Consider the following 18,016-nt stretch of genomic DNA (forward strand, 5'->3'; position numbering starts at 1 on the left):
CCTAACCTATTTCACATTAACGCTTGGAAGTGCAAGTGTAAAAGTAGTTCCATCTGATGAGCTTTCTGTCAGAACTAAAATTCCCTTCTGTGTTTCTGCCAACATTTTGCTAAAAGGCAGCCCAAGTCCCAACCCACTCACTCGATCCTTTTTAGCAGCACCACGGAAAAAACGCTCAAAGATAAACGATTGTTCAGACAATGGAATTCCACAGCCGGTATCTATCACATCGACGGAGATCATTTCCTTACTATCTTGATACAATTTTAATTCAATCTTTCCGTCTTCTTTATTAGCTGTTTGACTATTACGCAATAGATTGAATAGTATTTGCTGAATTCTTAGACGATCACCAAGCGCCCAAAGTATATTTTCCGGTAAGGAAACAGTTACTTCGATGGAATCATGTCTATTTGTTACTTGCCAATGATGAATAACTTCTTTGATTAATTCATTCATATTCATCTCTTCTATGTTTACCTGAATTGCACCGACAGCATAGGAATTAAAATCCAGCAAATCTTTAATCATATTTTTTAATCTTTTTGATTCTGCAATTGAAATATCTAAAAATTCTTCAACTTCTTCTCCAGTGACAACCTTATCTTTCACAGCCTGTATTAAGCCACTTATCGAGGTAACCGGCGTTTTCAATTCATGTGTTACACCTGCTAAAAGTTCTGTTCGCATTTCTTCTAGTTTTTTTAAGCGCACAGCCATTTCTTTAAACGAAGAAACTAACTCATATAATTCTTTTTCTCTAATTTCTTCTTCTGATAAGGAAACTTGATAATTTCCTTTGCGTATTTGCGATGCTGCATCGGCTACTTTACGGATAGGTCGAGTTAATCGTATGGATAACCAATAAATAATAAAAAAACCTGAAATACCTAGTAATACGATAATAATGAACCAAGTTATAAATAAATCTTTGGAGATATTCCCCAAGAGATCTTTCTCCGTTATAAACATATAAAGATTCCCATTTACTTTATTACTTTTACGAATTGGTTCTGAAATAAGATACAATGTCCCTACACTTTTTGTATGTATTGTTTCAATTGCTTCTCTCGTCACTAATTTTTGATTAGAAAGGATTGCTTTAATTTCTGGATCTTTTACCTCTTGATTTTGGAAAACAGCTCTACCATACTGATTGGAAATTTGGATATATGCTTTTTCATTAATCACTTGTACTTTTAAATCGGTAAATCTCTCTTTTCGCTTACGAATGTTTTCATCAAAGTCATTATGATCTGATGCATTTATATCGCTATTTGGAGCCTTCGTCTGATTCAGTGGAGGTTGATTTTCAGCAAGATCTCTAGCAAAAAACTTTAGAAAAGTTAATCGATCTTCTATTTGCAATGACTTCATCCAATAATTCGAAACCAATCCCACAATGATTAAACATAAAAGTAAAATGAGTACATAACGTCTGGTCCAATGCTTAATTAATGAAACCTGCTTCTTGTTTGCTTTATTTTGAATGGACATATAATTGATAACCCACTCCTCTTAAGGTAACAATTTCTCCTTCTTTTTTTGACCACTTGGATAATGCTTTCCGCAATCGTTTCACTGCTAGGTCTACAGATCGATCACTTCCATCAAAACCAGCTCCCCATACATGATCTAACAATTGTTCTCTCGTAAATGCTTGATTGGGATTTTTCACTAAAAACAATAATAACGATAAATCTCGTGGGGTTAGATCAAGTTTTTCTCCATGCAATATAACGATGTGAGCATGAAAATCAAGCTTTAATCCACCATAATAGATAACATCCTTCTCTTCTAAAATCTGATTATACCGACGTAAAACAGCACGTACACGCGCAACTACTTCTTTTGGTTCAAATGGTTTGCTAATATAATCATCTGCTCCATGATCGAGTCCAGTAAGTTTTTCGTCTAACTTATCTAATGCTGTTATCATAATTACCGGACATGGACTTTTGCTCCGTATTTGTTTTAATACTTCCCAGCCATCTGATTTAGGAAGCATCACATCTAACAAAACAAGCTCTGGCTGTAGTTGATCAAATTTTGCTATTGCTTCCTTCCCATCATAGGCACGTTCTACCGTATATTCAGCTTTTTGCAAATAGGCAGACAAAACACGCGAGATAGCGATTTCATCTTCTACAATTAAGATCATGTTTTAAGATTCCTTTCCTGTATCCTTATAAACTTACTTTAACAAAAATAGATACAATTAATACTAGCGAAGATATACCCCTTTCACAACGGCACAAGCACACCACGTATACAGGTCGTGCTGCTGTACTAAAGCACAAAACAGTCCCTCCTCTGTCTCATCATACATAGGTGCAGCATCCTTTTTCATCTGAGCAGATGAAGAAAACATAACTATTTGATCCAGCAGTTCAAATATAATACTTTTTAAGTAAATTTATAGAATATATTACAAATAAAACATAATTCTCCATTAAAAATGCACCCCTTAAAGTTAGATTTCTTGGCCTAACTTTAAGGGGCGCACATTATAAAAGCGCGATTTGTATTTAATTACTTTTTAAATTGATTCCTCAAAAACGTAGGGATTTCATAGCTTTCATCAATCACAGGATTGGTGTTTTTGTTGTTCTTTTCTTCATTTTGAAGCCGAATGTTATTGTGTTTAAAAAGTGGAGTAAATTCATTTTCCCGTTCATGGAAAATAGGTTTCTTGGATTGTGTTGTTCCACCCGTTTCTTGGGATTGATTATCAAATCCAGTTGCTATAACGGTAACGAGGATCTCATCTTTAAGATCTTCGTTGATCACTGCCCCAAAGATCATGTTTACTTCCGCATGAGAGGCTTGGGTCACAATATCAGCAGCTTCATTTACTTCATAAAGACTGAGATTTGCTCCACCTGTAATATTCATCAATACCCCACGTGCTCCATTGATGGATGTTTCTAGTAAAGGACTACAGATTGCTTTCTTCGCAGCTTCTGTCGCCCGGTTGTCACCTGCTGCTGTACCGATTCCCATCAAAGCAGAACCGCGTTCTGTCATGATGGTCTTCACGTCAGCAAAGTCGAGGTTGATCAATCCAGGTACAGCGATTAAGTCGGAGATACCTTGAACCCCTTGACGCAGTACATTGTCCGCTTCACGGAAAGCTTCTAACATCGGTGTGTTTTTATCTACAATCTCCAACAGACGGTCGTTTGGAATCACGATCAACGTATCGACATTCTCTTTTAGAGAAGCTACACCTGTCTCAGCTTGTACAGAACGCTTTCTTCCTTCAAAACTAAATGGTTTGGTTACTACCCCAACTGTTAAAGAACCTAGCTCACGAGCAATATGAGCGATCTCTGGAGCTGCTCCTGTGCCGGTTCCTCCGCCCATACCTGCGGTGACAAAAACCATATCTGCTCCGCGGAGTACATTTTCAATTTGTTCACGACTTTCTTCTGCCGCTTTTTTACCTACTTCTGGTTTGGCTCCTGCACCTAAACCACGAGTCAACTTTTCTCCAATTTGCAATTTGATAGGCGCTTTGGAACGATTCAATGCTTGGGCATCAGTGTTCACTGCAATAAACTCTACACCTTGTACACCCGCTTCAATCATGCGATTGACAGCATTGCTTCCTCCACCCCCAACACCAATTACTTTAATCTGTGCGATTTGTTCAATATCAAACTCTAAGTCAAAACCCAGCATGCTATTCCCTCCAACACTATATAAATTCACTTAACCAATTTTTCATCCTCTGAAATGCAGATGGCCGCTTCTTTTCTTTCATCCGAGGCACTGTTTCTTTACGAGGTGGTTTGTTTACTAAAATACTTCCCTGCTTCGCTAACTGATGGATCATGCTGACACTTGCTAAAAAAGCAGGTGAGGAAATGGAAGTTTCTTTTGATCTAGCAATACGAACTGCTTGTCCTAACTGGGATTTAGCTGCTTCTAATAGATAGGGAGTTTCCGTTACTCCACCTACTAATACATAACCACCGGCAGGTTCTGCTGCAAAACCCATTGCTTTGACTTGCTGATTGATCAGCTGGAAAATTTCCATAATGCGTGGTTCCATAATTTGCGCCAGTTCTAACTGTGAAGAATATCGTTCTTTACCTGCCATCATCGGAATCGGGATCGATTCTCGTTTGTCTGCATGTGCCTTTACTGCAATCCCATGTCTACATTTTAACTCTTCGGCAACATCTTTTTGGGTTTGGAGAACGTACACTAGATCTGTAGTAATATATTCTCCACCCATAGGAATAACTGCTGTACCAGCCAAGTTTCCTTGGGAATAAAATGCTAATTTAATCGTTCCGCTACCAATATCGGCTAGAACAACTCCTAAATTTTTCTCATCTGCTGTCAGGGTAAATTCACTAATAGAAAGTGGCAAAAAGACGAATCCCGCCATATGTAGCGAAGCTTTTTCTATACAGCGATAAACGTTGTGGACTACCGTTTTGGAACCAGTAACAACCATGGCATCTACTTCTAATCGTACCCCAACCATGCCGATCGGGTCACGAATTTCAGGAATACCATCCACAATAAACTGTTTCGAAACTACTTCTATAATAACGCGCTCTGGTGGAAGTGCGATAACTTTTGTTGCTTGTAACACACGTTCCACATCAACAGCCTCGATTTCTCGATCTTGATTTAAAGTCGCGACCACACCATGGCTATGCTGGATGGAGACATGATTACCAGATAAACCTACATATACATCTGTAATCTCTATACCAACCATTTGCTCTGCTTGTTCTATAGCAAGCCGTACTGCCCCTGCTGCTTGTTCAACGTCGATGATGGTTCCTTTTTTTATACCTTGAGACACAGCAGTACCAACACCGACGATAGGAAATGTTCTATTCTTCGTTAATTCCGCTACTACAACTCGTACTTGCGAAGATCCAATATCTAACGTTACTAGATATCCATTGCTCATGTCTTGGGCACCTCCTTGCCCGAAGAGTATCGAAAAGCGGGATAAGATAGTATCTCTTCCATGTGATAATTCAACAGTAAAGACAAATCCCCTTTTTCTGGTATGTAAATTACATAATATTACAGTAATGGAAAATAGACTGATTTTAATGTTCAGGTGTAAACCATACGCTCTCCAATAAGTGAACCGTTCCAGGGGGTTGATTCAAAAATCTGGAATATAATTTCATCTTTTCAGCTAATTGATCAATTCGAACCTCTACTTTATGCTCTCTGCGTGTCGAAAGCACAGCATATGCCGGCTTATTTTCCAACGGTCGTACGGTCAAAATTTGACTGCGCGTAGAAGCCGGTAAGTGAGCAAATTGCGATGTAAGTTTCGAAAAAGTAGCTTTTTCTTTGTCCCATCCTTCCATTACGGGCATTGTTCTCAACATAGAGGTGACAGGATGAGTTTGGAGAAAAGCTCCATTAGCCAAAAGAGGGATGAGAGCTTGCTCGTCATCTATGTAAGCGATAACCGGATATTCCACTACTTTGATCGTGATAGTACTGGGAAATTGCTTATCCAAAGTGATCAGTTTGACTGCACTTACTCGATGAAGATTGGATTCTACATCCTTTGTTTTTACACCAAAAAAAGACATTCCTTGGCGAATCCCCGATTGCTGTAAAATTTCCTGTTTGGTTAAGATTTGATTACCAGTAATGGTAATTTTGGAAATGTGACTGAGTGGGGAGCGTAGAAATAGTACAAATAGAATGCCTATGAAAAACAAAAATATAAACAAAACTGCCCATAATGATGGAGCTTTGCGCTCGACTCTGATGCGAAAAGGAGGAACCCTTTCCACCATGCCACCTTCTCCTTTGTCCAATTTCTTCCCTCTATACTACCACAAAAGAAAAAAGGAGAGAATCCCAAAGATAAAGCAATTGGAAATAATCTCCATTTTTTGTATTTAAAATTTATTTATTTTCGTTGTCCCACCACTGGGTGTGGTGGGCTCGGTGCTGGTTGAGATCAAAAAGTCAAAGCCAGCAGAAGTTTCGGATGTCTGTCAACTGTTCAGAATCTTGGACCCTATCAGCATGCAGCTGACTCCAAAGAGAAACAGGATCACCGTCGGCTTATCGACCGTGTAGATCATTCGGTACCTCCGGAGGGCGAGCATACAAAGGAAACCCAAAACGAGAACCACGAGACCAATAGGCGTCTTCAAAACAATCTCCTGAGCAAGACAAATACATTCGGTTTATTCGAGTATAACATGTTATTTAAATTATAAAGTAAACTAAAATAAATCCATAATAGTCCCTATTTTCTATCTAATTAAGCAACATAAAATAGGAGACCCAAAATGGAACTCCTATTTACCTTTATATTTATTCTTATTATCATCTTTTTAGTGCTCGTCGTGATGAGGGGCTTCTCTTCAAGTCGTATATGAAACACGATGAAGAGAGGTAGAACTTAGAACAGCCACTGCCACATGCCGATTAAGACATCCAGAGCAGCCCAAAAAGTAAAGCACCATCGGTGATAGCTGAGGGCCTTCAGGGCATCGATCATCTCGCTTTGGTCATCGTTGAACTTCCTGCGGAGCTTGGCAGCGGACCAAAAGCCCAAGCCGGCCATAGCACCGAAGATGACCGCGCTCCAAAAGATAACTCTCACGGTGACTCCTTGGTAGAATTCCAAGCCTATTTCTATTATGAAATAAGAATAGTTTTCAAGCAAACTATTCTTCCCCGATAACCTCTACTTCCGGAACAAGCTCTACATTAAATTTTTCTGCAATCGTCTTTCTCGCATGATCGATCAAATCTAACACATCACTTGCTTTGGCTTGTCCCAAATTGATAATAAAGTTCCCATGAAGCGTAGAGAACTCTGCATCCCCAATTCGGTATCCCTTCAATCCAGCGGCTTCGATCAATCTACCAGCATGATCTCCTGGTGGATTGCGAAAAGTACTTCCAGCACAAGGATATTGCAAAGGCTGTGTCTTGCGTCTTCGATCTTTAAAGGCAGCGAGTGATGCCGTTATTTGTTTGGCATCCCCTTTTTCTAGTTCAAAGGTTGCTCCTGTGACGATACCCTTGATCTCTTCTTGAAGGATGGTGGTACGATACCGGAAATGTAATTCCTCATTGCTCAGTTGTAACCATTGGCCAGATTCTGTGAGTACTTCTGCACTCTTTAACACTCTGCTGATTTCGGAACCATGGGCACCTGCATTCATATAAACGGCTCCACCGACATTGCCGGGAATGCCCCCTGAAAATTCCAAACCGGTTAAACCAGCTTTTGCTGTTCTGCTCGCTAATAAAATAGTGGAATAAGCTCCGCCAGCAGTTACCGTTGTTCCTTCTATTTGCAAATAGTCAAATGCTTTTTGAAGTTGAAAGACAACTCCTCGAATCCCCCCATCTTTTACAAGGAGATTGGAGCCTCTGCCAATCACTCGCCAAGGCAATTTATGTTCAGTAACGACTTTCATCGCATTCATTAATTCTTCTTTATCGGCAGGTTCAATATAAAAATCTGCGGGACCTCCCACTTTCCAAGTGGTGTGTCGGGAAAGGGCTTCGTTCTGTTTAATATGGGTTACTCCATGCTTTTGGAACTCTTCTAATAGATGTTTTTCCATCGTTCCCTGTTCACCAACTTTCTTCTAGGAGTGGACATTTGTTGTTATGAGTTGTTCCAGTTCTTCTACGATTAGAGTGGCTGCTTCTGGGCGGCCCAATGCTTTGGCATTTGCGCTCATCGCTTTTCTCTCTTCTGGGTCAAGAACGAGATTTTCTATCTTACCCCATAGATTCTCTCCATTACAATCTCGCTCCAACAATAACCGGGCAGCACCTTGTTCTTCTAATACACGAGCATTTGCTTCTTGATGGTTATTGGTCACATAAGGAGATGGGATCAAGATGGATGGGATTCCAAGCGCAGTCAATTCAGCCAAAGTTGATGCACCTGCTCTTGCTACAACGAGATCCGTTGTCGCCAAAACATCAGGCATATTATAAACAAAAGGTTTTACATCTAAGTTGGGATATTCTTGTGTATTTATTTTCGCAGTAATGTCTTGATAATGGACTTCTCCTGTAATATAAACAAAGCGTACACCTGGAAGGTTTTTTAGCTTTGGAAGCATTCCAAGTACTGCTTGGTTAATGGATTTTGCACCACGGCTGCCGCCAAAAATGAGTACGACAGGTGTATTTTCCATCAAACCTAATGATTCTCTTCCTTTTGTTCTGTTTGCTCGAATTACTTCGGTAGCACGTGGATTTCCAGTGTACACAACTTTTTTAGCACCCGTCAAATGTTTGGCAGTATCTTCTAGACTTACTGCTACCACATCTGCAAAACGAGCAAGAAACTTAGTCGTCAATCCAAGAACGGCGTTTTGTTCATGAATCATCGTTGGAATATTTAACTGATGAGCCGCAAAGACTGCTGGTCCACTCACATACCCTCCTGTACCAACTACTACATCTGGTTGAAATTTTTTTATGTATTCTTTTGATTTGCTCACAGCACGAATAAATTTGCGAACTGTATTCACATTCTCCCAAGACAGGCTGCGTTTAAAGCCTTGGATTTCCACAGTAAAAAATTGTATTCCCTCTTCCTTAGGAACAATCTTGGATTCTAGACCATTATCTGTACCAATATATCCAATTTCTATTTCTGGATATTTTTCTCTAACTGCACGAGCAATTGCTAGTGCAGGATAAATGTGACCCCCAGTGCCACCACCGGTTAGTAAGATGCGTTTCATAGTTGCTCCTCCCTCACTGTTTAACAAAGCGTGATAAACTAAGTAAAATTCCTACAGCTGCTAAGGTCAGGGTCAATGATGACCCTCCATAGCTTAAAAACGGAAGCGTGATCCCTGTTACGGGAAATGCTCCAGATACAACTCCGATATTGATCCCTGCTTGAATCATAATCATTGAAGTAACACCAGCAGCCATCAGACTGTAAAATTGATTCGGCATTGACATGGCAACACGATAACCGCGCCAAATGAGTATGGCAAATAAAATAATTACACTTGCCGCACCGACAAACCCGAGCTCTTCGGCCAATATCGAAAAGATAAAATCGGTATGCGGCTCAGGTAAATACAGATGTTTTTGTCTGCTCATACCAATCCCGAGCCCCAGTAATCCACCAGGACCAATGGCAAAAAGAGATTGAATCAGATGATAACCGGCTCCCAACGGGTCCTCCCATGGATTTAAAAAGGCAACAATTCGTTGAACCCGGTAAGGAGCAGCTAGAACCAAGCCGACAAAGCCCGCAATACCTAACATCAAAAAACTTCCTAAGTGCTGAAACCGCGCTCCTGCAACAAAGATGAGAATGAGGCCTGTTCCCATCAAGACTGTACCTGTACCTAAATCAGGTTGTAACATAATCAAGCCAAAAGCAGAGCAAAGAAGTAACATCCCCGGAACAAAACCTTGTTTAAACTTCTCTATCTGAAAAGATTTCTTCGAAAACCAACGAGCAAAAAAGAGAATCATTCCTAGTTTGGTAAACTCCGAAGGCTGAATACTAAATGCTCCGATACCGAGCCAGCTTCTCGCTCCATTTCGCAAAATCCCAACACCAGGGATCAAAACGATCAAAAGCAGGATAAAACATCCGATTAAAACTGGCTTTGCTGCAAAATAAAATTTATCCGGGTCCATTCTTGAGATTATAAACATACAAAATACACCTAGGGCCGCAAACAATACTTGCCGTTTCGCAAAGAAAAAACTGTCTCCAAAACGGTGATAAGCATAAGCAGCGCTTGCACTATAAACCATTGCTACCCCGATGATAAGTAACAAGAAAATAGCTGCTACAATCAGCTTATCAGGTTTTTTAAGACTACTGTGCATAGGGCAACACCTCTTCTTGGGACTTGCTCTTATTACAAGGTATGCACAGCTTGTTTAAAAATGCGTCCTCGTATTTCAAAAGAGGTATACTGATCCCAACTGGCGCATGCAGGGGATAAGACAACAATATCTCCATCTGTAGCGATGTTGCTTGCATGATGTACAGCATCTTCTACATCTGTTGCATGCACAATCTTGATGATTCCCGCATCATTTGCCCGATCTGCTAGGATGGATGCGGTTTCTCCATACACAATTGCAACTTTTACATGCTCACGTAAAAAGGGAACCAATTCTTGAAAGCCTACACCACGATCTAATCCACCGCCGATCCAGATCAAGGGTTCACTAAATGCTGTCAGTGCCGTAATAGCAGCTTGGGCATTTGTCGCTTTTGAATCGTTATAATAACGTACATTATTTTTTGTCGAAACATATTCTAAACGATGTTCTACTCCAGTAAAGGATTGCAGTACACCGCGGATCGCTTCCTTCTTCGCCCCTGCTGCTAAGGAAATAGCCGTCGCTGCCAAAGCATTTTCCAAATTTCTGTCCCCTGGCAGAGCTATTTCGGATAGCGGCATAATTGCTTGTTCTTCACCATTCATACGAGCGATCATCCATCCATCTCGCACAAATAGTCCTCTTTCTACTTCCTCTTCGATCGAGAACCAATAGATGCTACCTTTTTGCGAGTTAGCTACTTTCCTGCATAACTCATTATCAAAATTAAAAATAGCGATATCTGGAGTATCTAAATTTTGAAAGAGTTTCGCCTTACTCGCTACATAATCTTCGATGCTTTGATGATAGTCCAAATGAGCGGGAACAATATTGAGTAATGCTGCAATTTGGGGATGAAACGTTTTGGTCCCTTTTAATTGGAAACTACTCAATTCTGTAACGATCCATTTCTTTCCTGATATATCCTCCACTGCATCTGATAGTGCACGTCCAATATTACCAGCAACTAAGGCAGGTACATTCGACTTATCCAACATTTCACCAACGATAGTAGTAGTGGTAGTCTTGCCATTTGAACCTGTTATACCAATGATGGGAACATCTAATACAGATGATGCTAATTCTACCTCTGTTATGACAGGAATTGATCGTTCTACTGCTCTTTGAACAGCTGGGTTACTGTATGGTACACCAGGATTTTTTACCAGCCAGTCGATCTGATCATGAATAATCTGATCGACTGGTGCCCCAAAATGAACAGGAATACCTAGGTTTTGGAGATCTATCGCTTCAGGGCTGTCAGAAGGGGCTTTTTTTTGTTCAAAAACTTCCACTTTTGCCCCTATTTTCGCCAACAACTTGGCTGCGGCAACTCCGCTTTTTCCAAGTCCAAGCACAGATACTCTATCTTCTTTTTTGATCATCGAACAAACACCTCAAGGTAAATACCAACACCAGCTAAGAATAAACCTACGAACCAAAATGTCGTAACAACACGCCACTCAGACCAGCCTGTGAGTTCAAAGTGGTGATGCAAGGGACTCATACGAAAAATCCGTTTCCCACGTATTTTAAAAGAAAGAACCTGTAACATGACAGATAACGCTTCAGCTACAAATACGCCACCAATCAACGGTAACAATAACTCCGTCTTGGTGATAACCGCTAGAGCTGCAAGTCCTCCCCCAAGTGCAAGTGAACCTGTATCCCCCATGAATACTTTTGCAGGATGTGCATTAAACACCAGAAATCCAAGAAGTGCTCCAACTACGGAAATCGCAAAAATAGCAACGGTATAATTGCTTTGTACCATCCCGATTATGGCATAAGCACCATATGCCACTGCGGCGGTTCCTGCTAATAATCCATCTAATCCATCTGTCAAGTTAACAGCATTTGAAGCACCAATCATCATAATTAACAACAATGGTAAGTAGAGCCAGTTAAGCTGGATCGTCCAATCTGTTCCTGGTATATCTACGTTAAAAATAAATTTAGAACTTCCACCTGAATCGATACGAAGTACTCGTACTTCAATCAAAACCCAAAACAACACCATACCAATGAACAATTGACCAAGCAGTTTTTGACTGGCTGTCAATCCTAAGCTACGTTTCATTACTACTTTTATATAATCATCTAAAAAACCTATAATTCCGTATCCAAGAGTTGCAAACAATAGAAAGAACAAGTCTGAGTTTACAATCGGTTTCGAATTATTTAAGAGTATAAAACTACTAAATGGCAGTGCTGTCAACACCACAGACATGAGGATAATCGTCCCGCCCATTGTCGGTGTTCCAGCCTTTTTTAAGTGTGCTTCTGGTCCCTCTTCCCGGATACTTTGACCAAATTTCAATCGCTGTAGTGTTGGAATAATCATTGGACCAAGAAGTACGCCAATCCCAAATGCTACTGCGAGTGGAATGAGTATAATTCGTATATCGATATTTGCCACCACTCTACGCTCCCTCTACTAATTGTTTCACAATACGATCTAATCCAGCTTTTCTTGAAGCTTTTACTAAAAGAAGAATGTTTTCATTTCCTTCCTGATCAAGATAGGAAAAAGCTTCTTCATTGGTCGAAAAATGCTTCAGTTGCATTTGATTAGGAGAAGCAAGCTTGGCAGCTTCATAAATCCATAACCCTTTTGCCCCTATTGTTATCAATCCTGCAAGATTCTTGGTAACAGCATATTTTCCAACTTGCTCATGATAGGATTTTCCCTCGTCTCCTAATTCTTCAATTCCTGCAAGAAGTGCCCATTTTTCTAACTCAGGCTCTACTTCTGCTAAAATATCAATCGCTGCATTTACCGAAGTAGGGCTCGCATTATAGGAATCATTAATCACTTTCAACCCATTTTTCGCCACTGCCACTTCTAACCTCATCGGTGTTGCAGGAACAGCCTGTAAACCTTTTGCTATATCTTCTTCTGGAATATCTAGTAATCTCCCAGTCTCAATCGCAAATAAAGCATTTTTGATATTATGTCTGCCTAACAATGGCAAAGTGTAATGGTGTCCTGTCTTACGGGAGGAAAAAGTCCAGCCAGTAAGTCCTAGACTCTGTACATCTTCTGGACCCTCTTTACACTTTTTGTTCCAGCCAATGGAAACGATATTACTAAAAGGAATGTCCTTCTTTAACAATGGCTCATCCCCATCCAATAGTAAGGTTCCATTTTTGGATAAACCATCACAAATCTCTAACTTTGCTTGAGCGATTTTTTCTCGGCTACCGAGATAACCGATATGAGATTCTCCTATATTTGTCACCATCGCGATATCAGGTCTGGCTAATTTAGAGAGCTCTGATATTTCGCCAATGTGATTCATGCCCATTTCGAGTACGACAACTTCTGTTGTCTCTGGCATCTGCAATACCGTCAACGGAAGACCAATATGATTGTTAAAATTTCCAGCTGTCTTATGTACTTCAAAAGTTGTGGTTAAAACACTTGCAACCAAATCTTTTGTTGTTGTTTTGCCGTTGCTGCCTGTAATCGCAACTATTCTACAACATGTTTCCGTTAGATAACGCTCTGCCAATTGTTGCATTGCCAATAAAGTATTTGGCACGACAATCAGTGGAATCGATACATCAGGTAAAGCACGATCTTCTTGCCACAATGACGCAACTGCACCTGCTTCTACCGCTTTATCGATAAACTGATGCCCATCAAACACATCTCCAATAAGTGGGATATACAGATTCCCTGCTGTCAGTATTCGGGTATCCGTTGATACTCCTGCTGCCAAAAGAGTTTCTCTATCATCCTCTTTATGTTCATAGCTTCCTGACACGGTCTCTAGTATCCAATTTATTCTACGTTCCATGCTGTTCACCCTTTATTGCCTCATAAGCTATCTTTCGATCATCAAATGGATAGCGAACACCATTTATTTCTTGATATGTTTCGTGCCCTTTTCCCGCAATTAGCACCACATCACCAGGTTTTGCTAACTGCACGGCATGTTCAATCGCATTTTTGCGATCTTCGATCGTCATATACCTTTGTAAAGAAGTAGAAACACCCTCTATCATATCTGCAATGATAGCCTTAGGCTCTTCTGTTCTTGGATTGTCGGAAGTTATAACTGTGAAATCACTAATTTCGGTAGCTATCTTTGCCATCAATGGTCTTTTACCACGATCCCGATCTCCTCCACAACCCACCACACAAATTACTTTTCCTTTCGCAAAAGATTTAGCAGTTGTTAGAACATTTTGAAGACTATCCGGGGTATGGGCATAATCGACCAATACCGTATAATCCTGTCCAGCTTGCACCGATTCAAAGCGGCCATCTACTCCTGTAAGCGATTCTAATGCTTGTTTAATTTTCGTCAAATCAATTCCCTCGACTAGAGCAACAGAAGCAGCTGCTAGTGAATTATAGACATTAAACGTACCAAATAGAGGCAGACAAATGGATACATTACCTTGATAGGTATGCAGCTCAAAAGACACACCATCTACTCGATGCTCGATATTCACTGCTCGAACATCGGCCTGTTCCGAAATGCCATATGTAATGACCTGAGCTGGTGAGATTGTAGCAAAATAACTGGAAGCGGCATCATCCACATTTAACACTGCTACTTGCGTTTTGTCTTTTTCAGGGGTGTAATCATTGCCCAATTGGCTAAATAAAAGACCCTTTGCTTCTCGATATTGTTCCATCGTCTCATGATAATCGAGATGATCCTGCGTTAAATTGGTAAAAACGGCGATATGATAATGAGTGCCCCTCGTTCTTCCCAAATGCAGAGCATGGGATGAAACTTCCATTACCGTATATTCGGCTCCTTCATCCACCATATAACGTAAACTCTTTTGCAGATCGACCACATCAGGGGTGGTATTTTTAACTGGGATAACGTTATCTTTGATCTTCACCCCAATTGTGCCGATAATCCCGGTCTCCCTCCCTACAGACGTTAAAATTTGTTCGATCAGGTGGGAAGTAGTTGTTTTACCGTTAGTTCCTGTTATTCCGATTAATTTTAATTGTCTTGATGGAAATTGGTAAAAGGTGTTTGCCAAAAAGCCCATTGCTCTTCTAGTATCTGGCACTCGAATCATCGGAACAGTCGTTTCCACAGATTCTTCTACAAGTACTGCTACAGCACCATTTTCCACAGCAGTTTGGATATAGTCATGACCATCCACCGTAAACCCGCGAAGAGCAATAAACAAATCTCCTTGCTTCACCTTTCTCGAATCCGTTTCGATTCCGGTGATTTGCTCATCACTTGGATTTGTCCATTCTTTTACATGTAATACATCTACTAGTTCACTTAATTTCATTATAAGGTAAACCTCCCACTCCACTTGTCAAGAAAACTTGGCATTGTGTCTTGCCTTTAAGACTCTGAAAGAGGCTTAGCTACACTTAAAATAAACGATAAGTGTAACAATAGAAAAACCAGGTATGGGGGTCCTGGCAATCATGACACCCATTTTAACATAATTCACGCAAAAAATCCCTTGAGGGAGAGTGACGAAACAAGCAACGAATCGAAATATAACCATATTGTGAAACAACAATAGGCTTCCACCTCATTGTAAAAACACAGATGGAAACCGCTAATTTATTTGTCCCCTAAATACATCCGAATCAAAGTACCCTTTTTTACCCGCTCTCCTGGACGTGGGATTTGGCTGATGACCAATTTTCCTTTTCCTACTGTTTCAATTGGTGTTGTATACAAACTATTTTTGATCTTATCAATATCTTGACCAACAAAATTTGGAGTGGTGACAATCGTATCATAAAGCGGATTTTCTTCTGGTTCAATTTGATTTTTTCGTTTTGGTACTTTCATATACCGCATGGTATCTCCAATAATATTTCCTACGATAGGAGCAGCAACGACCCCACCAAATTGGATACCTTTTGGATTGTCAACTGCTAAATACACCACAATCTTTGGATCATCAGCAGGAGCAAATCCAATAAACGAAACGATGTGATTATTTTGAAGATAGGTGCCATTCGGCCCTACTTTCTGCGCTGTTCCAGTTTTCCCGCCAACACGATAGCCATCTACAAATGCCTTACGACCTGATCCTTTGGCAACAACGCTTTCTAACGCCGCCCGTACAGCAGCAGATGTATCTGCTGTTATAACTTGTCTTTTTACAGCAGGGCTAATGGTGCTTACAACTTGGTCATTTTCTGGATTTATCCATTGCTTGGCAAGATGTGGAACCATCAATTTCCCGCCATTGACAGCTGCTGCTACAGCGGCCACCTGTTGAATCGGAGTCACTGCTACCCCTTGACCAAATGCAGTAGTTGCAAGCTCCACTGGTCCCATACGCGAAGGTTTAAACAAGATTCCTTTTGCTTCTCCATTAAGGTCTATTCCTGTTTTCTGCCCAAACCCAAATTGATGGATATAGGACAACAGTTTTTGTTTTCCAAGCCGTTGGCCTAAGGTGACAAATCCGGGATTACAGGAATTTTCTACGACTTCCAAAAAGGTTTGCGAGCCATGTCCGCCAGACTTCCAGCAGCGAAGTCGTGCCCCGCCTACAGCAATAAAACCGGGGTCGAAAAATCCTTCGTGTAAGTTTACTTTCTTCTCTTGCAGAGCGGCTGCTAAGGTAATAATTTTAAATGTCGAACCCGGCTCATACGTTTTCCATATTGGCAGATTGCGGTTGTAGATCAATGGGTCTGTTGTTCTATATTGATCTGGCCGATAAGTGGGGCGACTGCTCATCCCCAGTATTTCTCCTGTTTTGGGGTCCATCGCAATGGCGATCACATTTTCTGGATGATACTGCGCCATTGCTTGATCCAATTCTCGTTCGATGATTTGTTGAATATTTAGATCAATTGTAAGCTTTAAATCCATCCCGTCTTTTGGCGGTGTGAAGCGATCTACCCCTCCTGGCAACTTTTCTCCACGTGCATTGGCACTAAACGAAATATATCCCGGGGTACCTTGTAATTGCTTGTTGTACTCCAATTCCAATCCTGCTAACCCTTGATTATCAATTCCAGTAAAGCCAAGGATGTGGGAAGCTAAACTTTGATAAGGGTAATAACGTTTGCTATCTTCTGTAACTACTACCCCTGGTAATTGTAACCCCTGAATCTCTTCTGCCTTTGCTTCTGATATTTTTCTCCCATAGGGATTAATCCGAACGATAAGCTGTCTTTTCTTTACAAACGGCAAAATCTTTTCTTCTGGCACACCTAATATTTTTGCTAGTTTATAAGCTGTTCCATCTTTATCCTTGATCTGAGCTGGTACGACCATCACCGAAGGCGAACTGATATTATACGCAATCAATTCCCCATTGCGATCCAAGATGCGTCCACGCTTTGACGCAAAGGGAATATCCCTGCCCCAAAGATTTTCCGCTTTCCCTGTCAACCAAGGCCCTTGTACCAACTGCACAAAAGTAAGACGACCGAGCAACGCGATCAGTACAAACAGTGCAATTGAAAATATAATGAATAAGCGTTTTTTGTGCGTAACCAATAGCGCTTTCACGTCTCTTCATCCTTTTCCACTATCCTTTATTTCAATTTATGTGGACAAAGGGTAAAAAAGAATCATCATTTCTATGATTTAGGAATTTCCTATCAAACTTGCTCAACGGAATGTTATATTCAAAGACTCAAACGTAAAAAATCCCACATCTTCGTCTATTGAGTGAGATGTGGAACATACTGGTCGTTTGAGGTAATTAGGAGGCTATTCTTTTTTAAGTAAAGGGAAGTACGAATGTCAGAAAATGAAACAAACACTCCACATCTTCACATAAAAAACGAGGTTTCCCTCGTATGTATTATCTATTTCATTTTCATCTTGTTTTTGACTTCAGCTGTTTCACAACCATATTTCTCTATTACCAAAAAGAACGAATTTTTCGGGACAAGGTAATACGTTCCATTTTTAAACTCCATACTTTCTCCCATAGTTGTTCCTGTTCAAAAGCATCCGATGCACTTCTTAGTTGTTGATAACTTAACAACAACTGCGTATTTATAGCATCGAATTGTGCCCATAAATGATAGAGAAATAAATCTTTGTCTGTGAAATTCAGTTTTTGTAAAATTTCAGCTTGCCATTCTTGATCGCCGATTTCTTTTGCATATAAATACAAGTCTAAATAATCGTTTATCCAAGTTTCTTTTAACTGAATCATGATTTTACCTCCCTAACAAATGAAAAACCTCTTT

The 18,016-nt window shown here is 40.4% G+C and carries 15 protein-coding genes; all 15 read right to left on the reverse strand.

Annotated features, from left to right (window positions below):
- Nucleotides 1–6: 6 nt before the first annotated feature.
- On the reverse strand, nucleotides 7–1,497 hold the full coding sequence (locus AC5WOF_RS06650; protein WP_496049160.1) for a HAMP domain-containing sensor histidine kinase: 1,491 nt from the start codon (nucleotides 1,495–1,497) through the stop codon (nucleotides 7–9).
- On the reverse strand, nucleotides 1,481–2,161 hold the full coding sequence (locus tag AC5WOF_RS06655) for a response regulator transcription factor (protein ID WP_496049161.1): 681 nt from the start codon (nucleotides 2,159–2,161) through the stop codon (nucleotides 1,481–1,483). Before AC5WOF_RS06655 ends, AC5WOF_RS06650 begins: the two co-directional genes overlap by 17 nt.
- Before the next feature lie 371 nt (nucleotides 2,162–2,532).
- Nucleotides 2,533–3,684 (reverse strand): cell division protein FtsZ, encoded by a 1,152-nt coding sequence (gene ftsZ, locus AC5WOF_RS06660; RefSeq protein ID WP_496049162.1) that lies wholly within the window; start codon nucleotides 3,682–3,684, stop codon nucleotides 2,533–2,535.
- Between the two features lie 16 nt (nucleotides 3,685–3,700).
- Nucleotides 3,701–4,936 (reverse strand): cell division protein FtsA, encoded by a 1,236-nt coding sequence (gene ftsA / locus AC5WOF_RS06665; protein ID WP_496049163.1) that lies wholly within the window; start codon nucleotides 4,934–4,936, stop codon nucleotides 3,701–3,703.
- A 145-nt stretch (nucleotides 4,937–5,081) separates the two neighbouring features.
- The gene (locus AC5WOF_RS06670) at nucleotides 5,082–5,813 is read right to left on the reverse strand and encodes a cell division protein FtsQ/DivIB (RefSeq protein WP_496049164.1); all 732 of its coding nucleotides are present in this window, start codon (nucleotides 5,811–5,813) and stop codon (nucleotides 5,082–5,084) included.
- 596 nt (nucleotides 5,814–6,409) lie between these two features.
- Nucleotides 6,410–6,676 (reverse strand): hypothetical protein, encoded by a 267-nt coding sequence (locus tag AC5WOF_RS06675; protein ID WP_496049165.1) that lies wholly within the window; start codon nucleotides 6,674–6,676, stop codon nucleotides 6,410–6,412.
- A 1-nt stretch (nucleotide 6,677) separates the two neighbouring features.
- Nucleotides 6,678–7,589, reverse strand: coding sequence for a UDP-N-acetylmuramate dehydrogenase (gene murB, locus AC5WOF_RS06680; RefSeq protein ID WP_496049166.1), 912 nt, complete (start codon nucleotides 7,587–7,589; stop codon nucleotides 6,678–6,680).
- 24 nt (nucleotides 7,590–7,613) lie between these two features.
- Nucleotides 7,614–8,729 carry an undecaprenyldiphospho-muramoylpentapeptide beta-N-acetylglucosaminyltransferase gene (gene murG / locus AC5WOF_RS06685; protein WP_496049167.1) on the reverse strand — a complete coding sequence of 372 codons (1,116 nt, stop codon included), beginning with the start codon at nucleotides 8,727–8,729 and terminating at the stop codon, nucleotides 7,614–7,616.
- Nucleotides 8,730–8,742: 13 nt separating this feature from the next.
- Nucleotides 8,743–9,843, reverse strand: coding sequence for a stage V sporulation protein E (gene spoVE / locus AC5WOF_RS06690; protein ID WP_496049168.1), 1,101 nt, complete (start codon nucleotides 9,841–9,843; stop codon nucleotides 8,743–8,745).
- A gap of 32 nt (nucleotides 9,844–9,875) precedes the next feature.
- Entirely contained in the window at nucleotides 9,876–11,231 is a 1,356-nt protein-coding gene (murD, locus tag AC5WOF_RS06695; RefSeq protein WP_496049169.1) for a UDP-N-acetylmuramoyl-L-alanine--D-glutamate ligase, read from the reverse strand.
- Nucleotides 11,228–12,190: a phospho-N-acetylmuramoyl-pentapeptide-transferase gene (gene mraY, locus AC5WOF_RS06700; protein ID WP_496049438.1), complete on the reverse strand. Its 963-nt coding sequence runs from the start codon at nucleotides 12,188–12,190 to the stop codon at nucleotides 11,228–11,230. Before mraY ends, murD begins: the two co-directional genes overlap by 4 nt.
- Nucleotides 12,191–12,269: 79 nt before the next feature.
- Nucleotides 12,270–13,649: a UDP-N-acetylmuramoyl-tripeptide--D-alanyl-D-alanine ligase gene (locus tag AC5WOF_RS06705; RefSeq protein WP_496049170.1), complete on the reverse strand. Its 1,380-nt coding sequence runs from the start codon at nucleotides 13,647–13,649 to the stop codon at nucleotides 12,270–12,272.
- Nucleotides 13,639–15,123: a UDP-N-acetylmuramoyl-L-alanyl-D-glutamate--2,6-diaminopimelate ligase gene (locus tag AC5WOF_RS06710; protein WP_496049171.1), complete on the reverse strand. Its 1,485-nt coding sequence runs from the start codon at nucleotides 15,121–15,123 to the stop codon at nucleotides 13,639–13,641. Before AC5WOF_RS06710 ends, AC5WOF_RS06705 begins: the two co-directional genes overlap by 11 nt.
- Before the next feature lie 284 nt (nucleotides 15,124–15,407).
- Nucleotides 15,408–17,324, reverse strand: a complete 1,917-nt coding sequence (locus tag AC5WOF_RS06715; RefSeq protein ID WP_496049172.1) for a stage V sporulation protein D — start codon at nucleotides 17,322–17,324, stop codon at nucleotides 15,408–15,410.
- A 358-nt stretch (nucleotides 17,325–17,682) separates the two neighbouring features.
- The gene (locus AC5WOF_RS06720; RefSeq protein ID WP_496049173.1) at nucleotides 17,683–17,982 is read right to left on the reverse strand and encodes a hypothetical protein; all 300 of its coding nucleotides are present in this window, start codon (nucleotides 17,980–17,982) and stop codon (nucleotides 17,683–17,685) included.
- Between the last annotated feature and the right edge of the window lie 34 nt (nucleotides 17,983–18,016).

It is taken from the genome of Shimazuella sp. NTD250 (genome assembly GCF_059510375.1).